The 21,498-nt window shown below is 69.8% G+C and carries 23 protein-coding genes; 10 read left to right on the top strand and 13 right to left on the bottom strand.

Annotated elements, in window-relative coordinates; translation table 11 throughout:
* A partial coding sequence (locus JGS39_RS18020) for a DUF7847 domain-containing protein (RefSeq protein WP_505391876.1) occupies positions 1–373 on the top strand: 373 nt, incomplete at its 5' end.
* A 34-nt stretch (positions 374–407) separates the two neighbouring features.
* Here JGS39_RS18020 and JGS39_RS18015 read toward each other — a convergent pair.
* The 9 genes from JGS39_RS18015 to JGS39_RS17975 all read right to left on the bottom strand — a co-directional run bounded on the left by JGS39_RS18015 (position 408) and on the right by JGS39_RS17975 (position 7,419).
* Entirely contained in the window at positions 408–752 is a 345-nt protein-coding gene (locus JGS39_RS18015) for a VOC family protein (protein ID WP_308120499.1), read from the bottom strand.
* Positions 753–861: 109 nt separating this feature from the next.
* Positions 862–1,200: a metal-sulfur cluster assembly factor gene (locus tag JGS39_RS18010; protein WP_093539690.1), complete on the bottom strand. Its 339-nt coding sequence runs from the start codon at positions 1,198–1,200 to the stop codon at positions 862–864.
* Positions 1,197–1,652 (bottom strand): Fe-S cluster assembly sulfur transfer protein SufU, encoded by a 456-nt coding sequence (gene sufU, locus JGS39_RS18005; RefSeq protein ID WP_024492621.1) that lies wholly within the window; start codon positions 1,650–1,652, stop codon positions 1,197–1,199. The genes JGS39_RS18010 and sufU overlap by 4 nt, the downstream gene beginning before the upstream one ends.
* Before the next feature lie 21 nt (positions 1,653–1,673).
* Positions 1,674–2,930, bottom strand: coding sequence for a cysteine desulfurase (locus JGS39_RS18000; RefSeq protein WP_148015902.1), 1,257 nt, complete (start codon positions 2,928–2,930; stop codon positions 1,674–1,676).
* The gene (gene sufC, locus JGS39_RS17995; protein ID WP_148015901.1) at positions 2,927–3,691 is read right to left on the bottom strand and encodes a Fe-S cluster assembly ATPase SufC; all 765 of its coding nucleotides are present in this window, start codon (positions 3,689–3,691) and stop codon (positions 2,927–2,929) included. The genes JGS39_RS18000 and sufC overlap by 4 nt, the downstream gene beginning before the upstream one ends.
* Positions 3,692–3,698: 7 nt before the next feature.
* Complete coding sequence (locus JGS39_RS17990) at positions 3,699–4,016, bottom strand: bifunctional 3-phenylpropionate/cinnamic acid dioxygenase ferredoxin subunit (RefSeq protein WP_219570184.1); 318 nt, start codon at positions 4,014–4,016, stop codon at positions 3,699–3,701.
* A complete protein-coding gene (gene sufD, locus JGS39_RS17985; RefSeq protein WP_219570183.1) occupies positions 4,016–5,197 on the bottom strand; it encodes a Fe-S cluster assembly protein SufD in 1,182 nt (393 codons plus the stop codon). Before sufD ends, JGS39_RS17990 begins: the two co-directional genes overlap by 1 nt.
* Before the next feature lie 63 nt (positions 5,198–5,260).
* Positions 5,261–6,682 carry a Fe-S cluster assembly protein SufB gene (gene sufB / locus JGS39_RS17980; RefSeq protein WP_031094525.1) on the bottom strand — a complete coding sequence of 474 codons (1,422 nt, stop codon included), beginning with the start codon at positions 6,680–6,682 and terminating at the stop codon, positions 5,261–5,263.
* On the bottom strand, positions 6,679–7,419 hold the full coding sequence (locus JGS39_RS17975) for a helix-turn-helix transcriptional regulator (RefSeq protein WP_219570182.1): 741 nt from the start codon (positions 7,417–7,419) through the stop codon (positions 6,679–6,681). Before JGS39_RS17975 ends, sufB begins: the two co-directional genes overlap by 4 nt.
* Positions 7,420–7,555: 136 nt before the next feature.
* Between JGS39_RS17975 and JGS39_RS17970 the strand changes: the two genes are divergently transcribed.
* From JGS39_RS17970 to JGS39_RS17960, 3 genes are all read left to right on the top strand, one after another.
* Entirely contained in the window at positions 7,556–8,503 is a 948-nt protein-coding gene (locus tag JGS39_RS17970; RefSeq protein ID WP_219570180.1) for an ABC transporter ATP-binding protein, read from the top strand.
* Positions 8,500–9,267 carry an ABC transporter permease gene (locus tag JGS39_RS17965; protein WP_219570178.1) on the top strand — a complete coding sequence of 256 codons (768 nt, stop codon included), beginning with the start codon at positions 8,500–8,502 and terminating at the stop codon, positions 9,265–9,267. The genes JGS39_RS17970 and JGS39_RS17965 overlap by 4 nt, the downstream gene beginning before the upstream one ends.
* Before the next feature lie 75 nt (positions 9,268–9,342).
* The gene (locus tag JGS39_RS17960) at positions 9,343–10,356 is read left to right on the top strand and encodes a COX15/CtaA family protein (protein ID WP_219570176.1); all 1,014 of its coding nucleotides are present in this window, start codon (positions 9,343–9,345) and stop codon (positions 10,354–10,356) included.
* Between the two features lie 98 nt (positions 10,357–10,454).
* On the opposite strand, the gene JGS39_RS17955 is transcribed toward JGS39_RS17960, so the two are convergent.
* On the bottom strand, positions 10,455–10,811 hold the full coding sequence (locus JGS39_RS17955) for a hypothetical protein (RefSeq protein WP_219570174.1): 357 nt from the start codon (positions 10,809–10,811) through the stop codon (positions 10,455–10,457).
* Between the two features lie 98 nt (positions 10,812–10,909).
* On the bottom strand, positions 10,910–11,857 hold the full coding sequence (locus JGS39_RS17950) for a heme o synthase (protein WP_219570172.1): 948 nt from the start codon (positions 11,855–11,857) through the stop codon (positions 10,910–10,912).
* Between the two features lie 473 nt (positions 11,858–12,330).
* On the opposite strand from JGS39_RS17950, the gene tkt reads away from it, so the two are divergent.
* The 6 genes from tkt to JGS39_RS17920 all read left to right on the top strand — a co-directional run bounded on the left by tkt (position 12,331) and on the right by JGS39_RS17920 (position 19,340).
* Positions 12,331–14,418, top strand: a complete 2,088-nt coding sequence (gene tkt / locus JGS39_RS17945; protein ID WP_219570170.1) for a transketolase — start codon at positions 12,331–12,333, stop codon at positions 14,416–14,418.
* Between the two features lie 34 nt (positions 14,419–14,452).
* Positions 14,453–15,571, top strand: coding sequence for a transaldolase (tal, locus tag JGS39_RS17940; RefSeq protein ID WP_219570168.1), 1,119 nt, complete (start codon positions 14,453–14,455; stop codon positions 15,569–15,571).
* Between the two features lie 5 nt (positions 15,572–15,576).
* Positions 15,577–17,109, top strand: a complete 1,533-nt coding sequence (gene zwf, locus JGS39_RS17935) for a glucose-6-phosphate dehydrogenase (RefSeq protein WP_219570166.1) — start codon at positions 15,577–15,579, stop codon at positions 17,107–17,109.
* Positions 17,106–18,122: a glucose-6-phosphate dehydrogenase assembly protein OpcA gene (opcA, locus tag JGS39_RS17930; protein ID WP_219570164.1), complete on the top strand. Its 1,017-nt coding sequence runs from the start codon at positions 17,106–17,108 to the stop codon at positions 18,120–18,122. Before zwf ends, opcA begins: the two co-directional genes overlap by 4 nt.
* Positions 18,119–18,904: a 6-phosphogluconolactonase gene (gene pgl, locus JGS39_RS17925; protein WP_219570162.1), complete on the top strand. Its 786-nt coding sequence runs from the start codon at positions 18,119–18,121 to the stop codon at positions 18,902–18,904. The genes opcA and pgl overlap by 4 nt, the downstream gene beginning before the upstream one ends.
* 79 nt (positions 18,905–18,983) lie before the next feature.
* Complete coding sequence (locus tag JGS39_RS17920; RefSeq protein WP_219570160.1) at positions 18,984–19,340, top strand: VOC family protein; 357 nt, start codon at positions 18,984–18,986, stop codon at positions 19,338–19,340.
* A 6-nt stretch (positions 19,341–19,346) separates the two neighbouring features.
* Here the strand turns inward: JGS39_RS17920 and JGS39_RS17915 are convergent, their stop codons facing one another.
* On the bottom strand, positions 19,347–20,915 hold the full coding sequence (locus tag JGS39_RS17915) for a PH domain-containing protein (RefSeq protein WP_219570158.1): 1,569 nt from the start codon (positions 20,913–20,915) through the stop codon (positions 19,347–19,349).
* Positions 20,912–21,409 carry a PH domain-containing protein gene (locus JGS39_RS17910; RefSeq protein ID WP_372456149.1) on the bottom strand — a complete coding sequence of 166 codons (498 nt, stop codon included), beginning with the start codon at positions 21,407–21,409 and terminating at the stop codon, positions 20,912–20,914. The genes JGS39_RS17915 and JGS39_RS17910 overlap by 4 nt, the downstream gene beginning before the upstream one ends.
* Between the last annotated feature and the right edge of the window lie 89 nt (positions 21,410–21,498).

Genomic DNA, 21,498 nt, shown 5'->3' with positions numbered 1-21,498 from the left:
CGGGGCGCTGCGCCGCTCGTCCCGGCTGGTGCGCGGCGACTGGTGGAGGATCTTCGGAATCACGCTGCTGGCCGGCGCCGTCGCCGGGTTCGCCGGCTATCTGATCCAGATCCCGTTCTCGGTGCTCGGCACGTTCTCGGGCATGCTCGGCACGGGGAACCTGGGCGACGACCCGAACCCGACGGCGGTCATCACCGCCGTCAGCGGCTATGTGCTGGCGATCATGGTCGGCCAGCTGGTCTCGCAGCTGGTCGTGGCCACCTTCCCGCCGCTGGTGACCGGCCTGCTGTACGTCGACCGCCGGATCCGCACCGAGGACCTCGGGCCCGTACTCGCCGAGGCCGCCGCGGTACCGCCGCAGTACACGCAGTAGCGGCCCCCGGAGGCCTCGCCCGTCGGCGGGACACTCAGTCGATGAGCGAGTTCTTCGGGGACAGCACACAGAACTCGTTGCCCTCGGGGTCCTCCAGCACCACAAAGGTCGCGCTGCCCGGCTGGCCGACGTCGGTGCGCCGGGCACCGAGCGCGATGATGCGCTCGACCTCGGCGTCCTGGTCGTCGGGGGCCAGGTCGATGTGCAGCCGGTTCTTGATCTCCTTCGCCTCGGGCACGGGGACGAAGGTGATGCCCGGCAGCGCGTCCTTGTCCGCGCCGATGACGATCTCGTCGTCCGCCTCGAAGAGCACCTCCCAGTCGAGTACCGCGCACCAGAAGCGGGCGAGCGAGGGAAGGTCACGGGCGTCGACGACGATGCCTTAAAAGGAAACGGCCATGCCCGCCAGTCTGCCTGGCGGGCATGGCCGTTCTGGTACGAACCGGCGAGATGGACCCGGAAGGCCCAGCCGGTCGCGTCCGGAGTGCTCAGACGTTGAAGCCCAGCGCGCGCAGCTGCTCGCGGCCGTCGTCCGTGATCTTGTCGGGGCCCCACGGCGGCATCCAGACCCAGTTGATCCGGAGTTCGTTGACGATGCCGTCGGTTGCGGACTTCGCCTGGTCCTCGATGACATCGGTCAGCGGGCAGGCCGCGGACGTCAGGGTCATGTCGAGCGTCGCGATGTTGGCGTCGTCGATGTGGATGCCGTAGATCAGGCCCAGGTTGACGACGTCGATGCCCAGCTCGGGGTCGACGACGTCGTACAACGCCTCGCGGACCTCCTCCTCGGAGGCAGGCTTGGTGGTAAGAGTCTCGTTGTCGCTCATGCCGTCTTCCCTTCGGACAGCGCTTTCGCCGTCGCGTCCTTCCACGCCATCCAGCTCAGCAGCGCGCACTTGACCCGGGCCGGGTACTTGGAGACACCGGCGAACGCGACCGCGTCCTCCAGCACCTCCTCCATCGCATCGTCCGGCTCCAGCTGTCCCTTGGACTGCATCAGCTCCAGGAACGCGGCCTGGATCTTCTGGGCCTCGCCCAGTTCCTTGCCGACCAGCAGCTCGTTCAGCACGGAGGCACTGGCCTGGCTGATGGAGCAGCCCTGGCCCTCGTAACTCACATCGGCGATCGTCTCGCCGTCGTACCGCACCCGCAACGTGATCTCGTCACCGCACGTCGGATTGACGTGATGCACCTCGGCGTCGCCGTCCCGCAGGCCGCGCCCGTGGGGGTGCTTGTAGTGGTCCAGGATCACTTCCTGGTACATGGAATCAAGCTTCACCAGTCAACCCTCAGCCGCTGTCTAACCGAAAAAGTTCCGGACGTGGTTCAGACCGTCCACCAGGGCGTCGACCTCGGCGGGCGTGGAGTACAGATAGAACGACGCTCGCGTCGTCGCAGGAATTCCGTACCGCAGGCAAACCGGCCGTGCGCAGTGGTGTCCGACCCGGACCGCGATGCCCTCCTCGTCGAGCACCTGCCCCACATCGTGCGGGTGGATGTCGCCGAGCGTGAAGGAGATCGTGGCGCCGCGGTCCTCCGCGGTGGCCGGACCGATGATCCTGAGGTCCGGTACCTCCAGCAGGCGCTTCACCGCGTACGCGGTGATGGCCTGCTCATGGCGGTGGATGTTCTCCATGCCGATCGCCGAGAGGTAGTCCACGGCCGCACCGAGGCCGACGGCCTGCGCGATCGGGGGCGTACCGGCCTCGAACTTGTGCGGCGCGGGGGCGTACGTCGACGAGTGCATCGACACGGTCTCGATCATCTCGCCGCCACCGAGGAACGGCGGCAGGTCCTCCAGGAGTTCCTGCCGTCCCCAGAGCACGCCGATGCCGGTCGGGCCGACCATCTTGTGACCGGTGAAGGCCACGAAGTCGGCCTGCAGCGCCTGCACGTCGAGCACCATGTGCGGGGCGGCCTGCGAGGCGTCGATGCAGACCAGTGCACCGACCTCCTGGGCGCGCCGGACGATCTGCTCGACCGGGTTGATCGTGCCCATGATGTTCGAGACCAGCGTGAAGGAGACGATCTTCGTCTTCTCGGTGATGATCTCGTTGATGTTGGACAGGTCAAGCCGGCCGTCGTCCGTGATGCCGAACCACTTCAGCTTCGCGCCCGTGCGCTGCGAGAGCAGCTGCCACGGCACGATGTTGGAGTGGTGCTCCATCTCCGTGGTGACGATCTCGGTCTCGTGGTCGACCCGGTAGGGCTCATCGGCCCAGCCGAGCATGTTGGCCACGAGGTTGAGCGACTCCGAGGCGTTCTTGGTGAAGATCACCTCGTTGCGACTGGGCGCGTTGATGAACGCGGCGACCTTGTCACGGGCGCCCTCGTACAGCGCCGTGGCCTCCTCCGCGATCGTGTACACGCCGCGGTGCACATTGGCGTTGTGCCGCTCGTAGTACTCGTTGAGGGCATCGAGCACCTGGCGCGGCTTCTGCGAGGTCGCAGCGCTGTCCAGATAAACGATCTTCTTCCCGTCGTGGACCGTGCGATCCAGCAGGGGGAAGTCCTTGCGGATCGCCTCGGTGTCGAGGAGGCCCGGCAGCTGTGTCACGCGGAAGCGCCACCCTTCACATATGCCTCGTAGCCCTCGTTCTCCAGCTTGTCGGCGAGCTCGGCACCCCCGGACTCGGCGATGCGGCCGTTGGCGAAGACGTGCACGAAGTCGGGCTTGATGTAGCGGAGGATCCGGGTGTAGTGCGTGATCAGCAGGGTGCCGACCTCGCCGGTCTCCCGGACCCGGTTGACGCCCTCGGAGACGACACGCAGGGCGTCGACGTCCAGGCCGGAGTCGGTCTCGTCGAGGATCGCGATCTTCGGCTTGAGGAGCTCCAGCTGAAGGATCTCGTGGCGCTTCTTCTCGCCGCCGGAGAAGCCCTCGTTGACGTTGCGCTCGGCGAAGGACGGGTCCATCTGGAGGCCGGCCATCGTCTCCTTGACCTCCTTCACCCAGGTACGCAGCTTGGGCGCCTCGCCGCGGACGGCGGTGGCGGAGGTACGCAGGAAGTTGGAGACCGAGACACCGGGGATCTCGACCGGGTACTGCATGGCGAGGAACAGGCCGGCACGGGCGCGCTCGTCGACGGTCATGTCCAGGACGTTCTCGCCGTCCAGGGTCACCGTTCCACTGGTGATCGTGTACTTGGGGTGACCCGCGAGCGAGTACGCGAGGGTGGACTTGCCGGACCCGTTGGGGCCCATGATGGCGTGGGTCTCGCCCTGCTTCACGGTCAGGTCGACGCCCTTGAGGATCTCCTTCGTGGCGTTGTCGGCCTCGACGGTGACGTGCAGGTCGCGGATTTCAAGCGTTGCCATGGGTGACTCAGGACTCCTGGGTGACGGAGACGAGCACATCGTCCCCTTCGATCTTGACGGGGTATACGGGGACGGGGCGCGTCGCGGGGAGGCCGGACGGCTTGCCGGTGCGCAGGTCGAAGCTCGACCCGTGCAGCCAGCACTCGATCATGCAGTCCTCGACCTCGCCCTCGGACAGCGACACGTTCGCGTGCGAGCAGATGTCGTTGATCGCGAACACCTCGCCCTCGGTGCGGACGACGGACACCGGCGTGCCGGCGAGCTCCACCCTCTTCGGGGTGTCGTCCTCCAGCTCACTCAGCGCGCACGCCTTGACGAAGGTCATCAGACCGACGCCTTCAGCTCGGTCTCGATCTTGTCGAGGAGACGGGCTTCGACATCCGGCAGACCGATCTGCTGGACCAGCTCGGCGAAGAAGCCGCGCACGACGAGGCGGCGGGCCTCCTCGGCCGGGATACCGCGGGACTGGAGGTAGAACAGCTGCTCGTCGTCGAAACGGCCGGTCGCGGAGGCGTGACCGGCGCCGACGATCTCGCCGGTCTCGATCTCCAGGTTCGGCACCGAGTCGACCCGCGCACCGTCCGTGAGGACCAGGTTGCGGTTCATCTCGTAGGTGTCGGTGCCCTCGGCCGCGGCCTGGATGAGGACGTCCCCGATCCATACGGCGTGGGCACCGTCGCCCTGCAGCGCGCCCTTGTAGGCCACGTTGGACTTGCAGTGCGGGGTGTTGTGGTCGACCAGGAGGCGGTGCTCCTGGTGCTGGCCCTTGTCGGTGAAGTACAGGCCGAAGAGCTCGGCCTCACCGCCGGGGCCCGCGTAGGCGATCCGCGGGTGGAGCCGGACGAGGTCGCCGCCGAAGGTGACGATGATGGACTTGAAGGAGGCGTCGCGGCCGACCAGCGCGTTGTGCTGGCCGACGTGGACGGCCTGCTCGTCCCAGTCCTGGACGGAGACGACGGTCAGCTTCGCACCGTCGCCGAGGACGTAGTCGACGTTGGCGGCGAGCACCGCGTCACCGGTGTGGTCGATGACCACGACGGCCTCGGCGAAGGCGCCCAGCTCGATGACCTGGTGGCCGTAGGCCGCACCGCCCTCGCCGTGCACGGCGATCCGGATCGGCTCGGTGAGCACGGCTTCCTTGGCGACGGTGACGACGGAGGCCTGCTCGAAGGACGAGTACGCCTGCGCGGCGACCCGGTCCACCGGCGTACCGGCCTTGCCGAGGCGTGCGTCGTCGCGGCCGACGGTCTCGACCGTGACGCCGGCGGGCGCCTCGATGGCGACCTTCACGCCGCCGCCGTCGGCGACGGCCGTGCCGTCGTGCAGCCCGCGCAGCCGCTCCAGCGGAGTGAACCGCCACTCCTCCTCGCGACCGTGCGGGACCGGGAAGTCCGCGACGTCGAAGGACGGGGGCGCGCTCATGCGCGTGGCGACGGTCGACTCGGCGGCCACCGCGATGGACCCGGCGGTCGTGGAGCCCGCAGGGATGTTCTGAGCCTCAGCCATGGCTGTCGTGGTGCTCTCTTTCTCAGTCGGACAGATATCGGGGGGATCCGGGCAATCGGCGCACTAGCCGACCGAACCCTCCATCTGCAGCTCGATCAGCCGGTTGAGTTCGAGGGCGTACTCCATCGGGAGTTCCTTCGCGATCGGCTCGACGAAGCCGCGCACGATCATCGCCATTGCCTCGAACTCGGTCATGCCGCGGCTCATCAGGTAGAAGAGCTGGTCCTCGGAGACCTTGGAGACGGTCGCCTCGTGACCCATCGACACGTCGTCCTCGCGGACGTCGACGTACGGGTAGGTATCGGAGCGCGAGATGGTGTCGACCAGCAGCGCGTCGCACAGCACGTTGGACTTCGCGCCGGGCGCGCCCTCGCCGATCTCGATCAGACCGCGGTAGGAGGTACGGCCGCCGCCTCGTGCCACCGACTTGGAGACGATGTTGGACGAGGTGTTCGGAGCCATGTGGACCATCTTGGCGCCGGCGTCCTGGTGCTGGCCCTCGCCCGCGAAGGCGATGGACAGGGTCTCGCCCTTGGCGTGCTCGCCCATGAGGTAGACGGCCGGGTACTTCATGGTGACCTTGGAGCCGATGTTGCCGTCGACCCACTCCATCGTCGCGCCCTCGTAGGCGACGGCGCGCTTGGTCACCAGGTTGTAGACGTTGTTCGACCAGTTCTGGATCGTCGTGTAGCGGCAGCGGCCGCCCTTCTTCACGATGATCTCGACGACCGCGGAGTGCAGGGAGTCCGAGGAGTAGATCGGCGCGGTGCAGCCCTCGACGTAGTGGACGTAGGCGTCCTCGTCGACGATGATCAGCGTCCGCTCGAACTGGCCCATGTTCTCCGTGTTGATACGGAAGTAGGCCTGGAGCGGGATCTCCACGTGCACGCCCTTCGGCACGTAGATGAACGAGCCACCGGACCACACGGCCGAGTTCAGCGAGGCGAACTTGTTGTCACCGACGGGGATGACGGTGCCGAAGTACTCCTTGAAGAGCTCCGGGTGCTCCTTCAGCGCGGTGTCGGTGTCCATGAAGATGACACCCTGCGCCTCCAGCTCCTCGTTGATCTGGTGGTAGACGACCTCGGACTCGTACTGCGCGGCGACACCGGCGACGAGGCGCTGCTTCTCCGCCTCCGGGATGCCGAGCTTGTCGTACGTGTTCTTGATGTCCTCGGGCAGGTCCTCCCAGGACTCCGCCTGCTTCTCCGTCGACCGCACGAAGTACTTGATGTTGTCGAAGTCGATGCCCGACAGGTCCGAGCCCCAGTTCGGCATGGGCTTCTTGCCGAAGAGCTTGAGGCCCTTGAGCCGCAGCTTCAGCATCCACTCCGGCTCGTTCTTCTTCTCCGAGATGTCGCGGACGACGGCCTCGGAGAGGCCGCGCTTGGCCGCTGCGCCTGCCGCGTCGGAGTCGGCCCAACCGAATTCGTACGTGCCCAGGCCATCGAGCTCAGGGTGGGCAGTCTCCGTAGGGAGCGTCATGCGGGGTTCCTCCCGGCCGTTCTTGCAGATGCTGAATCAGTGGTCTGTGGGGTGGGGTGGCCACTGCGCGGAATGTACGTCGTGCACACCCCGTCGCCGTGGGCGATGGTGGCCAGACGCTGCACATGGGTCCCCAGGAGGCTGGAGAAGAACTCCGTCTCCGCCTCGCACAGCTGCGGGTACTGCTCGGCGACATGTGCGACCGGACAGTGGTGCTGACACAGCTGTTCACCCTGCTGCGGGCCCGGCGCGCTACGCGCCGTAGCAGCGTACCCGTCGGCGGACAAGGCCTTGGCCAGCGCCTCCGTCCGGGCTTCCGGCTCCGCGGCCTCGACGGCCGCGCGATAGGCGGCCGACTGGCCGGCGATCCTGGCCCGGGCGAAGGCCATGACCGCTTCGTCGCCCGAGGTCTCGGCGATCCAGCGCAGGGCGTCCGCGGCGAGCTTGTCGTAGGACTGGTCGAAGGCGTCCCGGCCGCAGTCGGTCAGGGCGAACACCTTGGCCGGACGGCCCCGGGTCCGCGCCCCGTAGACCCGCTGTTCGCGGGCCTCCACGACATCGTCGGCGACGAGGGCGTCGAGGTGGCGGCGGACCGCCGCCTGGGTGAGCCCCAGCCGCTTCGCCAGGTCGGCGACGGTGGACGGGCCGTGGTCCAGGATGGAGCGCGCGACCCGGTTGCGCGTCGAGCGCTCACCGGTCGCGAGTTCCTCCTGCGGAGCCTCGCCCATGTATTTCACAACGCCATTGTTGCGTAATTCATCCGGCCCTGACAACCACGGTCCGGAACGATCACGGGTGGAATCCATCACTTAGGGTTACCTAATCAAGCCCCCGGACCGGGACCTCCCGGGCGGCTGCCTAGACTTACCGCCCATGAAGAGCGAGCCCGCCCCACCCCCCACCGGCCCGGTCGTCCAGGTCCGTGGCCTGGTGAAGCGGTACGGCAGCAGAGCCGCGGTGGACGGCCTCGACCTGGACGTCCGGGCCGGCGCGGTCACCGCGGTCCTCGGCCCCAACGGCGCGGGCAAGACCACCACGATCGAGACCTGCGAGGGATACCGCCGCCCGGATGACGGGACGGTCCGGGTCCTCGGCCTCGACCCGGTCGCCGACGCGGCGCGCCTGCGCCCGCGCATCGGCGTGATGCTCCAGTCGGGCGGCGTCTACTCCGGCGCACGCGCCGACGAGATGCTCCGCCACATGGCGAAACTGCACGCCCACCCCCTGGACGTGGACGCCCTCATCGAGCGTCTGGGGCTCGGCGGGTGCGGCCGCACCACCTACCGCCGGCTCTCCGGCGGCCAGCAACAGCGGCTCGCCCTGGCGATGGCCGTCGTCGGCCGCCCCGAGCTGGTCTTCCTGGACGAGCCGACCGCGGGCCTCGACCCGCAGGCCCGCCGCTCCACCTGGGAACTCGTGCGCGAGCTCCGCACCGACGGTGTCTCCGTCGTCCTGACCACCCACTTCATGGACGAGGCCGAGGAGCTCGCCGACGACGTCGCCATCATCGACGCCGGCCGGCTCCTCACCCAGGGCAGCCCCGAGGCCCTGTGCCGCGGCGGTGCCGAGAACACCCTGCGCTTCACCGGCCGCCCCGGCCTCGACCTCGGCTCACTGCTGAAGGCGCTGCCCGACGGCACGGAGGCCGCGGAGCTCACCACCGGCGCCTACCGCATCACCGGCGACGTCGACCCGCAGCTGCTGGCCACCGTGACCTCCTGGTGCGCCCAGCACGGCGTGATGCCCTCCGGCATCTCCGTCGAGCGCCACACCCTGGAGGACGTCTTCCTCGAACTGACCGGCAAGGAGCTGCGCGCATGAGCGCCGGTACGTACGCCCCCCGGCCGGGCGCGGCCCCACTGGGCCGCATGATCGCCGCGCAGACCGCGCTGGAGACACGGATGCTGCTGCGCAACGGCGAGCAGCTGCTGCTGACGGTGATCATCCCGACGCTGCTGCTCGTACTGTTCAGCGCGGTCGACATCGTGGACACCGGCTCGGGCGAGTCGGTCGACTTCCTGACGCCCGGCATCCTCGCCCTCGCGGTGATGTCCACGGCGTTCACCGGCCAGGCCATCGCCACCGGCTTCGAACGGCGCTACGGCGTGCTCAAGCGGCTCGCCGCCTCGCCGCTGCCCCGGTGGGGGCTGATGACCGCCAAGACGCTCGCGGTCCTGGTCACCGAGGTGCTCCAGGTAGTGCTGCTGACGGTGATCGCCTTCGCGCTGGGCTGGTCGCCGCACGGCAACCCGTTCGCCGTGCTGCTGCTCCTGGTCCTCGGGACCGCCGCGTTCTCCGGGCTCGGCCTGCTGATGGCCGGGACGCTGAAGGCGGAGGCGACGCTGGCCGCCGCCAACCTGGTCTTCCTCCTGCTGCTGGTCGGCGGCGGGGTCATCGTGCCGCTGGAAAAGTTCCCGGACGCGGTGCAGTCCGTGCTGGGCCTGCTGCCGATCGCGGCCCTCTCGGACGGGCTGCGGGACGTGCTGCAGAACGGCGCCGCGATGCCGTGGGGCGACCTGGGGATCCTCGCGGTGTGGACGGTGCTGGGTCTTGGCGCGGCGGCGAGGTTCTTCCGCTGGGAGTGAGCCCGCGGGTGCGCTCCGTAGACGGTTCGGGGTAATCGTCCCCCTCGTGAAAGCTTGCACAAGCGGCCGCCTACGATGGTGCGCGTGCCCAAGCTGACCCGAGCCGAAGTCGCTCAAGCCGTGCGGAACCCGCTCCTCTACATCGCCGAGCGCTGGACGCCGTCCCCCAGGACCGTCCGCCGTGCGGCGATGTCGGCGGTCGTCATGACCGTCGTCATCGTCGTCACCGGCGGTGCCGTGCGGCTGACCGGTTCCGGCCTCGGCTGCCCGACCTGGCCCAAGTGCACGGACGACAGCCTGACGGCGACCAGCGCGATGGGCTTCCACGGCGCCATCGAGTTCGGCAACCGGATGCTCACCTACGTCCTGTGCGCGGCGGTCGGGTGGGCGATCATCGCCGCCCGGTCCGCCAAGCCGTGGCGCCGCAGCCTCACCCGGCTCGGCTGGACGCAGTTCTGGGTGGTCATGGGCAACGCCGTGCTCGGCGGCATCGTGGTGCTCGTGGGCCTCAACCCGTACACCGTCGCGGCGCACTTCCTGCTCTCCACCGCACTGCTCACGATCGCCCTGGTGACGTGGCAGCGGGTCAGGGAGGGCGACGAGGCGCCGCGTCCCCTGGTGGGCAAGGCCGTCGTACAGCTCACCTGGCTGCTGGCGGTCGCCGCCGGGCTGCTGATCGCGGTCGGCACGGTGGTCACGGGGGCCGGGCGGCACGCCGGTGACTCCAGCGACGTCCACCGCATCCCGATCGACTGGAAGATGATCGCGCAGCTCCACGCCGACCTGGCGTGGGTCGTGGTGGCGCTGACCGTCGCACTCTGGTTCGTCCTGAAGGCCGTCGACGCGCCCGTCGGCCCGCTGCACCGCGCCCGGGACCTGTTCGTGATCCTGATGGCGCAGGGCGTGATCGGGTACGTGCAGTACTTCAACGACACTCCCGAGATCCTGGTCGGGGTGCACATGTTCGGCTCGTGCCTGGTCTGGATCGGCGTGGTCCGCGTCCTGCTGTCGCTGCGTGAGCGGCCGGTGGCCGTGGCCCCGGTGCCAGGGCCGGCGGCCGGGCTGCCGGAGCCGGCCGCGGCGGGCTGAGGACCTCCGCACCGCTCAGCACACGTCAGGGGCTCCTTCGCGGGACGGCTTGCAAGCCGTCCCGCGAAGGAGCCCCTGTTCACGTTGTGTGCCGTTCCTCAGGCCTTGTTCGCCGGGCCGCCGATCTGGATACCGGCCATGCGGGTCCACTCGTACGGGCCCGTGTGGACCTTCGCCGCGAACTCGCCGTCGAAGGACTCGTGCATCGTGATGCCGGACTTCTGCGCGGCGCTCTCGGCGACCGCGTACGAGGGGGCGACGAGGTCGCCCCAGCCGCCGTCCTCGCCGACGAGGACGATGCGGGTGCCCATCTGTCCGATGTAGGCGAGCTGCCCCTCGGCACCGCCGTGCGCCTTCGCGAACGCACCGATCTGCTTGGCCAGCCTGGCCGCCCTGCGCTCCGCGCGCGCCGCCTGCTTGCCGTCCACCTGCTGGGTCTCAGCCGTCTCTGCCATGCACCAGATGCTACCGATGGGTAGATCAACGTGCGACGGGCGGGGAGCGTGGCCTGTGCCACGCTCCCCGCCCGTCGGCAGGTCGAAAGGAGGAGGTGCTACCGCAGGAAGGGGTCCACCGCCACGGCGACGAACAGCAGGGACACATAGGTGATCGACCAGTGGAACAGCCGCATCTCCTTGAGCTTCCCGCCGGTCACGCCGGACTTGGCCCGGCTCAGCAGGGCGTGCGCCTCCCAGAGCCAGAAGCCGCCCGTCAGCACCGCCACCACCGTGTAGAACCAGCCGGTGTAGCCCAGCGGGGTCAGCAGCAGCGAGACGGCCACCATCACCCAGCTGTAGAGGACGATCTGGCGGGCCACCACCCGATTGGACGCAATGACCGGCAGCATGGGAACGCCGACCCGTGCGTAGTCGTCCTTCACCTTCATGGACAGCGGCCAGTAGTGCGGCGGCGTCCAGAAGAAGATGACGGCGAAGAGGATCACCGCGGCCCAGGACATCGAGTTCGTCACGGCGGACCAGCCGATGAGCACCGGCATGCAGCCCGCGATGCCGCCCCAGACGATGTTCTGCGAGGTACGGCGCTTCAGAATCATCGTGTACACGACGACGTAGAAGAGCAGGGCGCCGAGCGACAGTGCCGCCGACAGCCAGTTCACCAGCAGCCCGAACCAGACCGTCGAGATCACCGCGAGGGCGATACCGAAGGCCAGGCACTCGCGCGGGCTCACCATTCCGGTGACCAGCGGGCGCTGCGACGTACGGTCCATCAACGCGTCGATGTCGCGGTCGATGTACATGTTCAGTGCGTTGGCACCGCCGGCGGACAGGTATCCGCCGATCGTGGTCGTGAGTACGAGCCACAGGTCGGGTACACCTTGAGCGGCCAGGAACATCACCGGAACAGTGGTGATCAGCAACAGCTCGATGATCCGAGGCTTGGTCAGCGCCACGAATGCCTTGACACGGGCCCCGAACGGGCGATGGCCCCCCGGGCTCGGAGTCAAGGCGACCCCTGCGGGTCGGGACTCGACGGCCGTCACGCACACCCCTGACAGAGAAATCCCAGCAAGCTCCGGGCGGGAAGGCCCGGTGAAGACTTGCGCGAACCAGACCACTGTAGACGTTGGGGACAGGCCGCCCTTCGCGGGGGTGGGGTCGTGTTGATGTGGCGCGGGGCGTTGCCGCGGCACACGCGCGAACGCCCGCACGGGCCCGCGCGGAGTGCGGGGCCGCAGGGGCGCGCAAACGCTCGCACGGATGTGCTCCGGACCACTCGACGGGGGGTCTCAGGAGTGGGTCCCGGCGCTCATCGGAGGCCTCAGGAGTGAGGCCTCACGCTCATCGGAGAGGGCCCATCGGTGAGCCTCCGCGCTCATACGGGAGGCGGATCCGACGGGCCGCCCGCACCCTGGAAGGAGCCGGAAATCGCGGGTGCCGACGGGGGTAGGCTCGGCAATGTCCGGTGCGGTCACAGTCACCGGTTTACGACAGTGGAGAGGAGCCCTGACTCAGGGTGAGCACCAAGCCGACCACCACAGACCTCCAGTGGACCGAATTGGACCAGCGGGCCGTGGACACCGTCCGCGTCCTCGCCGCGGACGCCGTACAGAAGGTCGGAAACGGCCACCCGGGTACGGCCATGAGCCTGGCTCCCGCCGCCTACACCATCTTCCAGAAGGTGATGCGGCACGACCCCGCCGACGCGGAGTGGACCGGCCGCGACCGGTTCGTGCTCTCGGCGGGCCACAGCAGCCTGACCCTCTACATCCAGCTCTACCTGGCCGGGTACGGCCTGGAGCTCGATGACCTGAAGGCCTTCCGTACCTGGGGCTCGAAGACCCCGGGGCACCCGGAGTACGGCCACACCACCGGTGTGGAGACGACGACCGGCCCGCTGGGCCAGGGCGTCGCCAACGCCGTGGGCATGGCCATGGCCGCCCGCTACGAGCGCGGCCTGTTCGACCCGGAGGCGGCCCCCGGCACCTCCCCCTTCGACCACATGGTGTGGGCCGTCGCCGGCGACGGCTGCCTCCAGGAGGGCATCTCCGCGGAGGCGTCCTCGCTGGCCGGGCACCAGAAGCTGGGCAACCTGGTCCTGCTGTGGGACGACAACCACATCTCCATCGAGGGCGACACGGAGACCGCGGTCTCCGAGGACACCCTGAAGCGCTACGAGGCGTACGGCTGGCACGTCCAGCGCGTCGACCAGCTGCCCAGCGGTGACCTGGACCCGGCGGGTCTGTACAAGGCGCTGCTGGCCGCCAAGGCCGAGACCGGGCGCCCGTCGTTCATCGCGGCCCGCTCGATCATCGCCTGGCCCGCACCGCACGCCCAGAACACCGAGGCCTCGCACGGCTCCGCCCTCGGCGACGACGAGGTCGCCGCGACCAAGCGGGTCCTGGGCTTCGACCCGGAGAAGACCTTCGAGGTCGCCGACGAGGTCATCGCGCACACCCGTGAGGCACTGGACCGCGGCCGCGAGGCCAAGGCCGAGTGGGAGAAGTCGTTCGCCGCGTGGCGCACCGCCAACCCGGAGCGCGCCGCCGAGTTCGACCGGATCTCCGCGGGCGAGCTGCCCGAGGGCTGGGAGGACAAGCTCCCCGTCTTCGAGCCCGGCAAGGGCGTCGCCACCCGCGCCGCCTCCGGCAAGGTGCTCCAGGCGCTCGGTGACATCGTGCCCGAGCTGTGGGGCGGCTCCGCCGACCTCGCGGGCTCGAACAACACCACGATCGACAAGACGTCGTCGTTCCTCCCGGCCGGCAACCCGCTGCCGGAGGCCGACCCGTACGGCCGCACGATCCACTTCGGCATCCGCGAGCACGCCATGGCCGCGGCCATGAACGGCATCGCGCTGCACGGCAACACCCGCATCTACGGCGGCACCTTCCTGGTGTTCTCCGACTACATGCGCAACGCCGTACGGCTGTCCGCGCTGATGCACCTGCCGGTGACGTACGTGTGGACGCACGACTCGATCGGTCTCGGCGAGGACGGCCCGACCCACCAGCCGGTGGAGCACCTGGCCTCGCTGCGCGCCATCCCGGGCCTGAACGTGGTCCGCCCGGCCGACGCCAACGAGACCTCCCTCACCTGGCGCGAGATCCTGCGCCGCTACACCAAGGTGTTCGGCAAGGGCGCTCCGCACGGTCTGGCGCTGACCCGCCAGGGCGTACCGACGTACGAGGCGAACGAGAACGCGGTCAAGGGCGGCTACGTGCTGTTCGACGCGGAGGGCGGCGACGCCCAGGTCGTCCTCATCGGCACCGGCTCCGAGGTGCACCTCGCCGTCGAGGCGCGCGAGGAGCTCCAGGCCGCCGGCATCCCGACCCGCGTGGTGTCGATGCCGTGTGTCGAGTGGTTCGAGGAGCAGGACCAGGCGTACAAGGACAGCGTCCTGCCGCCGTCCGTGAAGGCCCGCGTGGCCGTCGAGGCGGGCATCGGCCTGACCTGGTACCGGTACGTCGGGGACGCCGGCCGGATCATCTCGCTGGAGCACTTCGGTGCCTCGGCCGACGCCAAGGTCCTCTTCCGCGAGTTCGGCTTCACCGGCGAGGCCGTCGCGGCCGCCGCCCGGGAATCTCTCGCCGCCGTCACGCGCTGACGCCGTTATACGACTAGTAGGAGATGCAATTCTCATGACAGACGCACTCAAGCGCCTCTCCGACGAGGGCGTGGCGATCTGGCTCGACGACCTGTCCCGCACACGGATCACCTCCGGCAACCTCGCCGAGCTGATCGACCAGAGTCACGTCGTGGGTGTCACGACCAACCCGTCGATCTTCCAGAAGGCGATCTCCCAGGGCCACGGTTACGACCAGCAGCTCACGGACCTCGCCACCCGCAAGGTCACCGTGGACGAGGCCATCCGCATGATCACGACGGCGGACGTCCGTGACGCCGCCGACATCCTGCGTCCGGTCTTCGACAGCACGGACGGCCAGGACGGCCGGGTCTCCATCGAGGTCGACCCGCGTCTGGCGCACCACACGGCGGCCACGGTCGCCGAGGCCAAGCAGCTGGCCTGGCTGGTGGACCGGCCGAACACGCTCATCAAGATCCCGGCGACGAAGGCCGGTCTGCCGGCGATCACCGAGGTCATCGGCAAGGGCATCAGCGTCAACGTCACGCTGATCTTCTCGCTGGAGCGCTACCGCGAGGTCATGGACGCCTACCTGGCGGGTCTGGAGAAGGCGAAGGCCGCGGGCCTGGACCTCTCCAAGATCCACTCGGTGGCTTCGTTCTTCGTCTCCCGCGTGGACTCCGAGATCGACAAGCGTCTCGACGCGGTCGGCACCGACGAGGCCAAGGCACTCAAGGGCAAGGCGGCTCTCGCCAACGCCCGGCTCGCCTACCAGGCGTTCGAGGAGGTCTTCTCCTCGGACCGCTGGGCCGCGCTCGACAAGGCGCACGCCAACAAGCAGCGTCCGCTGTGGGCCTCCACCGGTGTGAAGGACCCCGCGTACAAGGACACGCTGTACGTGGACGACCTGGTCGCCCCCGGCACGGTGAACACCATGCCCGAGGCCACCCTGGAAGCGACCGCGGACCACGGGCAGATCACGGGCAACACCATCGCCGGCACCTACGAGCAGGCGCGTGCCGAGCTCGACGCCGTCGAGAAGCTGGGTGTCTCCTACGACGACGTCGTCCAGCTCCTGGAGGACGAGGGCGTCGAGAAGTTCGAGGCTGCCTGGATCGACCTGCTCAACTCGACCGAGGCGGAGCTCAAGCGCCTCGCCCCTTCGGAGGGCTGACCACTTTGTCTGGTGTTCCCGGAGCCAACCCGCTCCGTGACGCCCAGGACCGACGGCTCCCGCGTATCGCGGGGCCGTCGGGCCTGGTCATCTTTGGCGTCACGGGCGATTTGTCCCGTAAAAAGCTGATGCCCGCCGTCTACGACCTGGCCAATCGCGGCCTCCTGCCGCCGGGCTTCTCGCTCATCGGTTTCGCGCGCCGCGAATGGCAGGACGAGGACTTCGCACAGGAGGTCCACGACGCCGTCAAGCAGCACGCCCGTACGCCGTTCCGCGAAGAGGTCTGGCAGCAGCTCATCCAGGGGATGCGCTTCGTCCAGGGCAACTTCGACGACGACGAGGCCTTCGAGACCCTGAAGGCGACCATCCAGGAACTGGACCAGGCGCAGGGGACGGGCGGCAACTTCGCCTTCTACCTCTCCGTGCCGCCGAAGTTCTTCCCCAAGGTCGTCCAGCAGCTCAAGAAGCACGGGCTGGCCGACCAGAAGGAGGGTTCCTGGCGGCGTGCCGTCATCGAGAAGCCCTTCGGTCACGACCTGAAGAGCGCGCAGGAGCTCAACCAGCTCGTGCACGACGTGTTCCCGCCCAACGAGGTCTTCCGGATCGACCACTACCTGGGCAAGGAGACGGTCCAGAACATCCTGGCACTGCGGTTCGCCAACACGATGTTCGAGCCGATCTGGAACCGGAGCTACGTCGACCACATCCAGATCACGATGGCCGAGGACATCGGCATCGGCGGCCGGGCCGGGTACTACGACGGCATCGGCGCCGCCCGTGACGTCATCCAGAACCACCTGCTCCAGCTGCTGGCGCTGACGGCGATGGAGGAGCCCGGCTCCTTCCACCCGAAGGCCCTGGTCGCCGAGAAGCTCAAGGTCCTCACGGCCGTCGAGCTGCCGGACGACCTGGGCAAGCACACCGTGCGCGGTCAGTACGCGCACGCGTGGCAGGGCGGCGAGGAGGTCCTCGGCTATCTGGAGGAGGACGGTATCGACCCCAAGTCGAAGACCGACACCTTCGCCGCGATCAAGCTGACGATCAACAACCGCCGCTGGGCGGGCGTGCCGTTCTACCTCCGTACCGGAAAGCGGCTCGGCCGCCGGGTCACGGAGATCGCGGTCGTCTTCAAGCGCGCCCCGTACCTCCCGTTCGAGTCCGGGGCAACGGAGGAGCTGGGCGGTAACGCCCTGGTCATCCGGGTCCAGCCGGACGAGGGCGTGACCGTGCGGTTCGGCTCCAAGGTGCCCGGCACCTCGATGGAGGTCCGGGACGTGACGATGGACTTCGCCTACGGCGAGTCCTTCACCGAGTCCAGCCCGGAGGCCTACGAGCGGCTCATCCTCGATGTGCTGCTCGGAGACGCCAACCTCTTCCCCCGCCACCAGGAGGTCGAACTCTCCTGGAACATCCTCGACCCGATCGAGCAGTACTGGGACAAGCACGGCAAGCCCGCGCAGTACCCGGCGGGCACCTGGGGCCCGGCCGAGGCGGACGAGATGCTCGCACGAGACGGACGGAGCTGGCGCCGGCCATGAAGATCGATCTCACGGAAACCACTTCCAGCAAGATCAACCAGGCGCTGGTGTCGGCCCGCCGTGCCATCGGCACCCCGGCGATCGGCATGGTGCTCACGCTGGTCATCGTCACCGACGAGGAGAACGCCTACGACGCTCTCAAGTCGGCCGGCGACGCCTCGCGCGAGCACCCCTCGCGGATCATCGCGGTGATCAAGCGGGTCAGCCGTTCGCCTCGCAGCCGGCGTGACGCCCGGCTCGACGCCGAGGTCCGGGTCGGCTCCGACGCCGGTACCGGCGAGACCGTGGTGCTGCGGCTCCACGGCGAGCTGGCCAACCACGCCCAGTCGGTCGTCCTGCCGCTGCTGCTGCCGGACGCCCCGGTCGTGGTCTGGTGGCCCGAGGCGGCGCCCGCCGATCCGGCGAAGGACCCGCTGGGCGCGCTCGCCCAGCGCCGGATCACGGACGCGTACTCGGCGGAGCGGCCGATCGCCGAACTGTCGGTGCGCGCGAAGTCGTACACCCCCGGGGACACGGATCTGTCCTGGACCCGGATCACGCCGTGGCGTTCGATGCTGGCCGCGGCACTCGACCAGCAGGCCGTGGACGTCATCTCGGCGACGGTCGAGGGCGAGTCCGAGAACCCGAGCTGTGAGCTGCTGGCCATGTGGCTCGCGGACCGGCTGCAGGTCCCGGTCGAGCGCACCATGTCCGGCGGCCCCGGTCTGACGGCTGTCCGGATGGAGACCGAGTCCGGCACGATCGTGCTGGACCGGGCCGACGGTTCGCTGGCCACCCTCTCCATGGTGGGCCAGCCGGACCGTGCGGTGGCGCTCAAGCGCCGGGAGACCGCGGAGCTGCTCGCCGAGGAGCTCCGCCGGCTCGACCCGGACAACACGTACGAGTCGTCGGTGAAGTTCGGCGTGGAGCGCCTCGGGGAGGCGGCGAAGCCCAAGGCTGCCGCACCTTCCGGCCAGACCGCGCCCGCCGCCAAGAAGACGGCCGCGCCGGCGAAGAAGGCGGCGTCGAAGTGAGCGTCGTCCCGCAGCTCGTCGTGCACCGCGACAAGGAGCTGATGGCGCAGGCCGCGGCGGCCCGGCTGATCACGAAGATCGTGGACGCCCAGGCCGCACGCGGTTACGCCTCGGTGGTGCTCACCGGCGGCCGCAACGGCAACGGCCTGCTGGCCGCGCTCGCCGACGCGCCCGCCCGGGACGCGATCGACTGGTCACGGCTCGACCTGTGGTGGGGCGACGAGCGGTTCCTGCCGGACGGCGATCCGGAGCGCAATGTCACGCAGGCCCGCGAGGCCCTGCTGGACTCGGTGCCGCTGGACCCGGCCCGGGTGCACGCGATGCCCGCGTCGGACGGGCCCTGGGGCCCGGACGCCGACGCGGCAGCGGCCGCGTACGCCGCCGAACTGGCCGCCGCGGCCGGTCCGGAGGACCACGGGCCGGTGCCGGTGTTCGATGTGCTGATGCTGGGTGTCGGCCCCGACACCCATGTGGCCTCGCTCTTCCCGGAGCTGCCCGCGGTACGGGAGACCGAGCGCACCGTCGTCGGTGTGCACGGGGCGCCCAAGCCGCCGCCCGTCCGCGTCTCGCTGACGCTGCCCGCCATCCGGGCGGCACGCGAGGTGTGGCTGCTCGCCGCGGGCGAGGACAAGGCGGAGGCCGCGGCCATCGCGCTGTCGGGTGCCGGGGAGATCCAGGCCCCGGCCGCGGGTGCGTACGGTCGCAGCCGCACGCTGTGGCTGCTGGACGCGGCGGCGGCCTCGCGGCTGCCACGCGCCCTGTACCCGCCGGCCTCCGCCTGATTCGCCGTCAGCGGTAGCCCTCGCAGGCCCGGTTCGCTCTTCGGAGCGGACCGGGCCTGCGGCGTGAAAGGCTCGGCCCATGCATATCGGAAGCGTGGTGATGGGCGCGTCGGACGTACGGCGTGCCGCGACGTTCTGGAAGGCGGCGCTCGGTTACGTCGAGCGCGAACCGCTCACCGAGGACTGGGTCGTGCTGGTCCCGGCCGAGGGGCCCGGGCCGGGGGTGTCGCTGGGCCTGAGCGATGTCCCGGTGCAGGAGGTCCCCCGGGTCCACCTCGACCTGTACAGCGAGGAGCAGGACGCCGAGGTGGCCCGGCTGCTCGCGCTCGGCGCCGTCCGGGCGGACTGGAAGCTGTACCCGGCGGATCCGGACTTCGTGGTCCTCGCGGACACCGAGGGCAACCGTTTCTGTGTCATCGACACGACGCACGGCTGACCGGGCTCACTCCCCGGCCCGCTCCTTCGCCCCCACCCTCTCCTTCGTCGCCACGCGCTCCGGGGCCGGCGGGACCCGCTCCAGGAAGGGCTCCAGCAGCCCCGGGACGGCCTCGGAGGCGAAGGCCAGCCCCTCGGACGCGTCCGCGTCGTACACCGTGTACGCGCCCGCCCCGGCCGCTGTCGTCGCCGTGATGTTCAGCAGCCCGGCCCGTCGCTGGAAGTACGACTGCCGGACCGTCCAGCCGATCACCCCGGCCCGTTCCAGCGCGGCGGTGGAGCGGCGCAGGGAGCCCGAGCGGGTCACCAGGTAGCCGCCGCTGAGCGCGTGACCGAGACCGCGGTAGGCGTCGCGGGCCAGGAGCACCCCGGCGGGCAGTCCCACGACCGCGCAGCCGAGCGCGGTCCAGAGCAGGACGGGTGTCAGCAGCGCGCCGAGCAGGGCCTGGACCAGGACGGGCACGCCGACCGCCCAGCAGGCCCGGCGCAGGCGCCGGCCGCGCGCGGCCGGCGGGTGCGGGGTCAGCACGGCGGCGGTCGGGGACACCGTCTCGCGCAGCACGGCGGCGGCGGCCCCGTCGGCGACCGGCCGGGGCGCGGCGGGCAGCAGGGTGTTGTGGTCGCCGTGCTGCTCCTCGTCGTCCTTGGCCAGTCCGGTGGTGATGGCGTCGACCCGGGCGGCGCCCAGAAGCCGGACGCCGAGCGGCTCGACGAGGTCGACGCCGCGCAGCCGCCGCTCCTCGATCGATACGGACCGGGAGGTGAGCAGTCCGCGCCGGATGCGCAGGGTTCCGCCCGGTTCGCGTTCGAGGCGGTAGTTCCACCACATCTCGACCCAGAGGCCCAGCGCGCCGACGGCTCCGGCGAGTGTCGCGGCGACGGCGAGGAGCACGAGCACGGAGGGCAGGGAGAAGTCCCGCAACCGGTCGCTCGCCCACTCGATCACCTGGCCCTGTGCCCCGAACCAGTCGCTGACCTGCAGCACGGCCCCGGCCGCTGCACCGCCGAGTGCCGGTGCGACGAACGAGACCGGTGCGTAGCGAATCCAGCGCGGGTCGAGCGTGGCGAGTTCGCCCTCACGGTGACTGCCGGACGCCCCCGTGAGGCCGCGTTCCAGGAGCGAGCGGCGCAGTCGTTCGCCCTCGGCGCGCAGGACCGGGTCGAGTTCCAGGGTGGAGTCGTCGCCGTGGTGCTCACCGGTGCCGATCCGGACGGTGACGAGGCCCAGGACGCGCTGGAGCGGGTGGGCGGTGAGGTCGACGCTGCGGATGCGTTCCCGCGCGAGGGAACGCCTCCTGATGAGCAGGAGGCCGGTGTGGAGCTCGACCCGGTCGGCTCCGATCCGGTAGCGGGTGCGGCGCCAGCGTACGTAGTCGGCGCCGGCGCTGCCCGCGATCAGCAGGGCCGCTCCCGCCGCCACCCAGGCGACGGCGGAGGCGAAACCGAACCGTCCGGAGAGCCCGAGCGTGGTGGGCACGGCGGCTCCGGCGGCCACGCCCGCCGTGACGAGGGCGGTGGCCAGGACCGTACGCCGGTCCAGCCGGCGCCAGTCCGCGGGCGGGGCGGCGGTGCTCATGTGGCGTCGCCGGGGGTGTCCTGGGTGATGCGGGTCAGCCGCTCGGCGAGCTCGGCCGCCATCTCGTGGTCGAGGCCCTCGATCCGGACGGCGCCCTTGGACGACGCGGTGGTGACGGTGACCGTGGCGAGCCGGTACAGCTGTTCGAGCGGGCCGCGCATGGTGTCCACGGTCTGGATCCGGGACATCGGCGCGATCCGCCATTCCTGCCACAGCACACCCGTACGGACGTACACCGCCTCGTCGGTGACCTCCCAGCGGTGCGTACGGAACCACCAGAGGGGGACGAGGACGGCGCAGCCGGTACCGAGGACCGCGAGCACGGCCGCGGACAGCAGCAGCCAGAACCGGGCGGCCGGGACGAACACACCCAGCAGGGCCAGGACCACCACCGGCAGCGCCGTCAGCAGCAGCCACTGCGCACGCCACCAGCCGACGGCCCGCGGGTCCAGCGTGTGTGCCGGAGCCCTGAGACCGACCGGTGATCGGGGGATGGCGTCGCGGGGCTGGGCACGCACATCTGCTGCGTTGTCGTCATTCACCATGGCTCCGCCACGCCTCAGTCCTCCGCCTTGCAGCTGCA

This window comes from Streptomyces poriferorum (genome assembly GCF_019399235.1).
Taxonomy (GTDB): Bacteria; Actinomycetota; Actinomycetes; order Streptomycetales; family Streptomycetaceae; genus Streptomyces; species Streptomyces poriferorum.
Note: the sequence above shows the minus strand (reverse complement) of the source record. Positions and strands in the feature narration are given on the sequence as shown.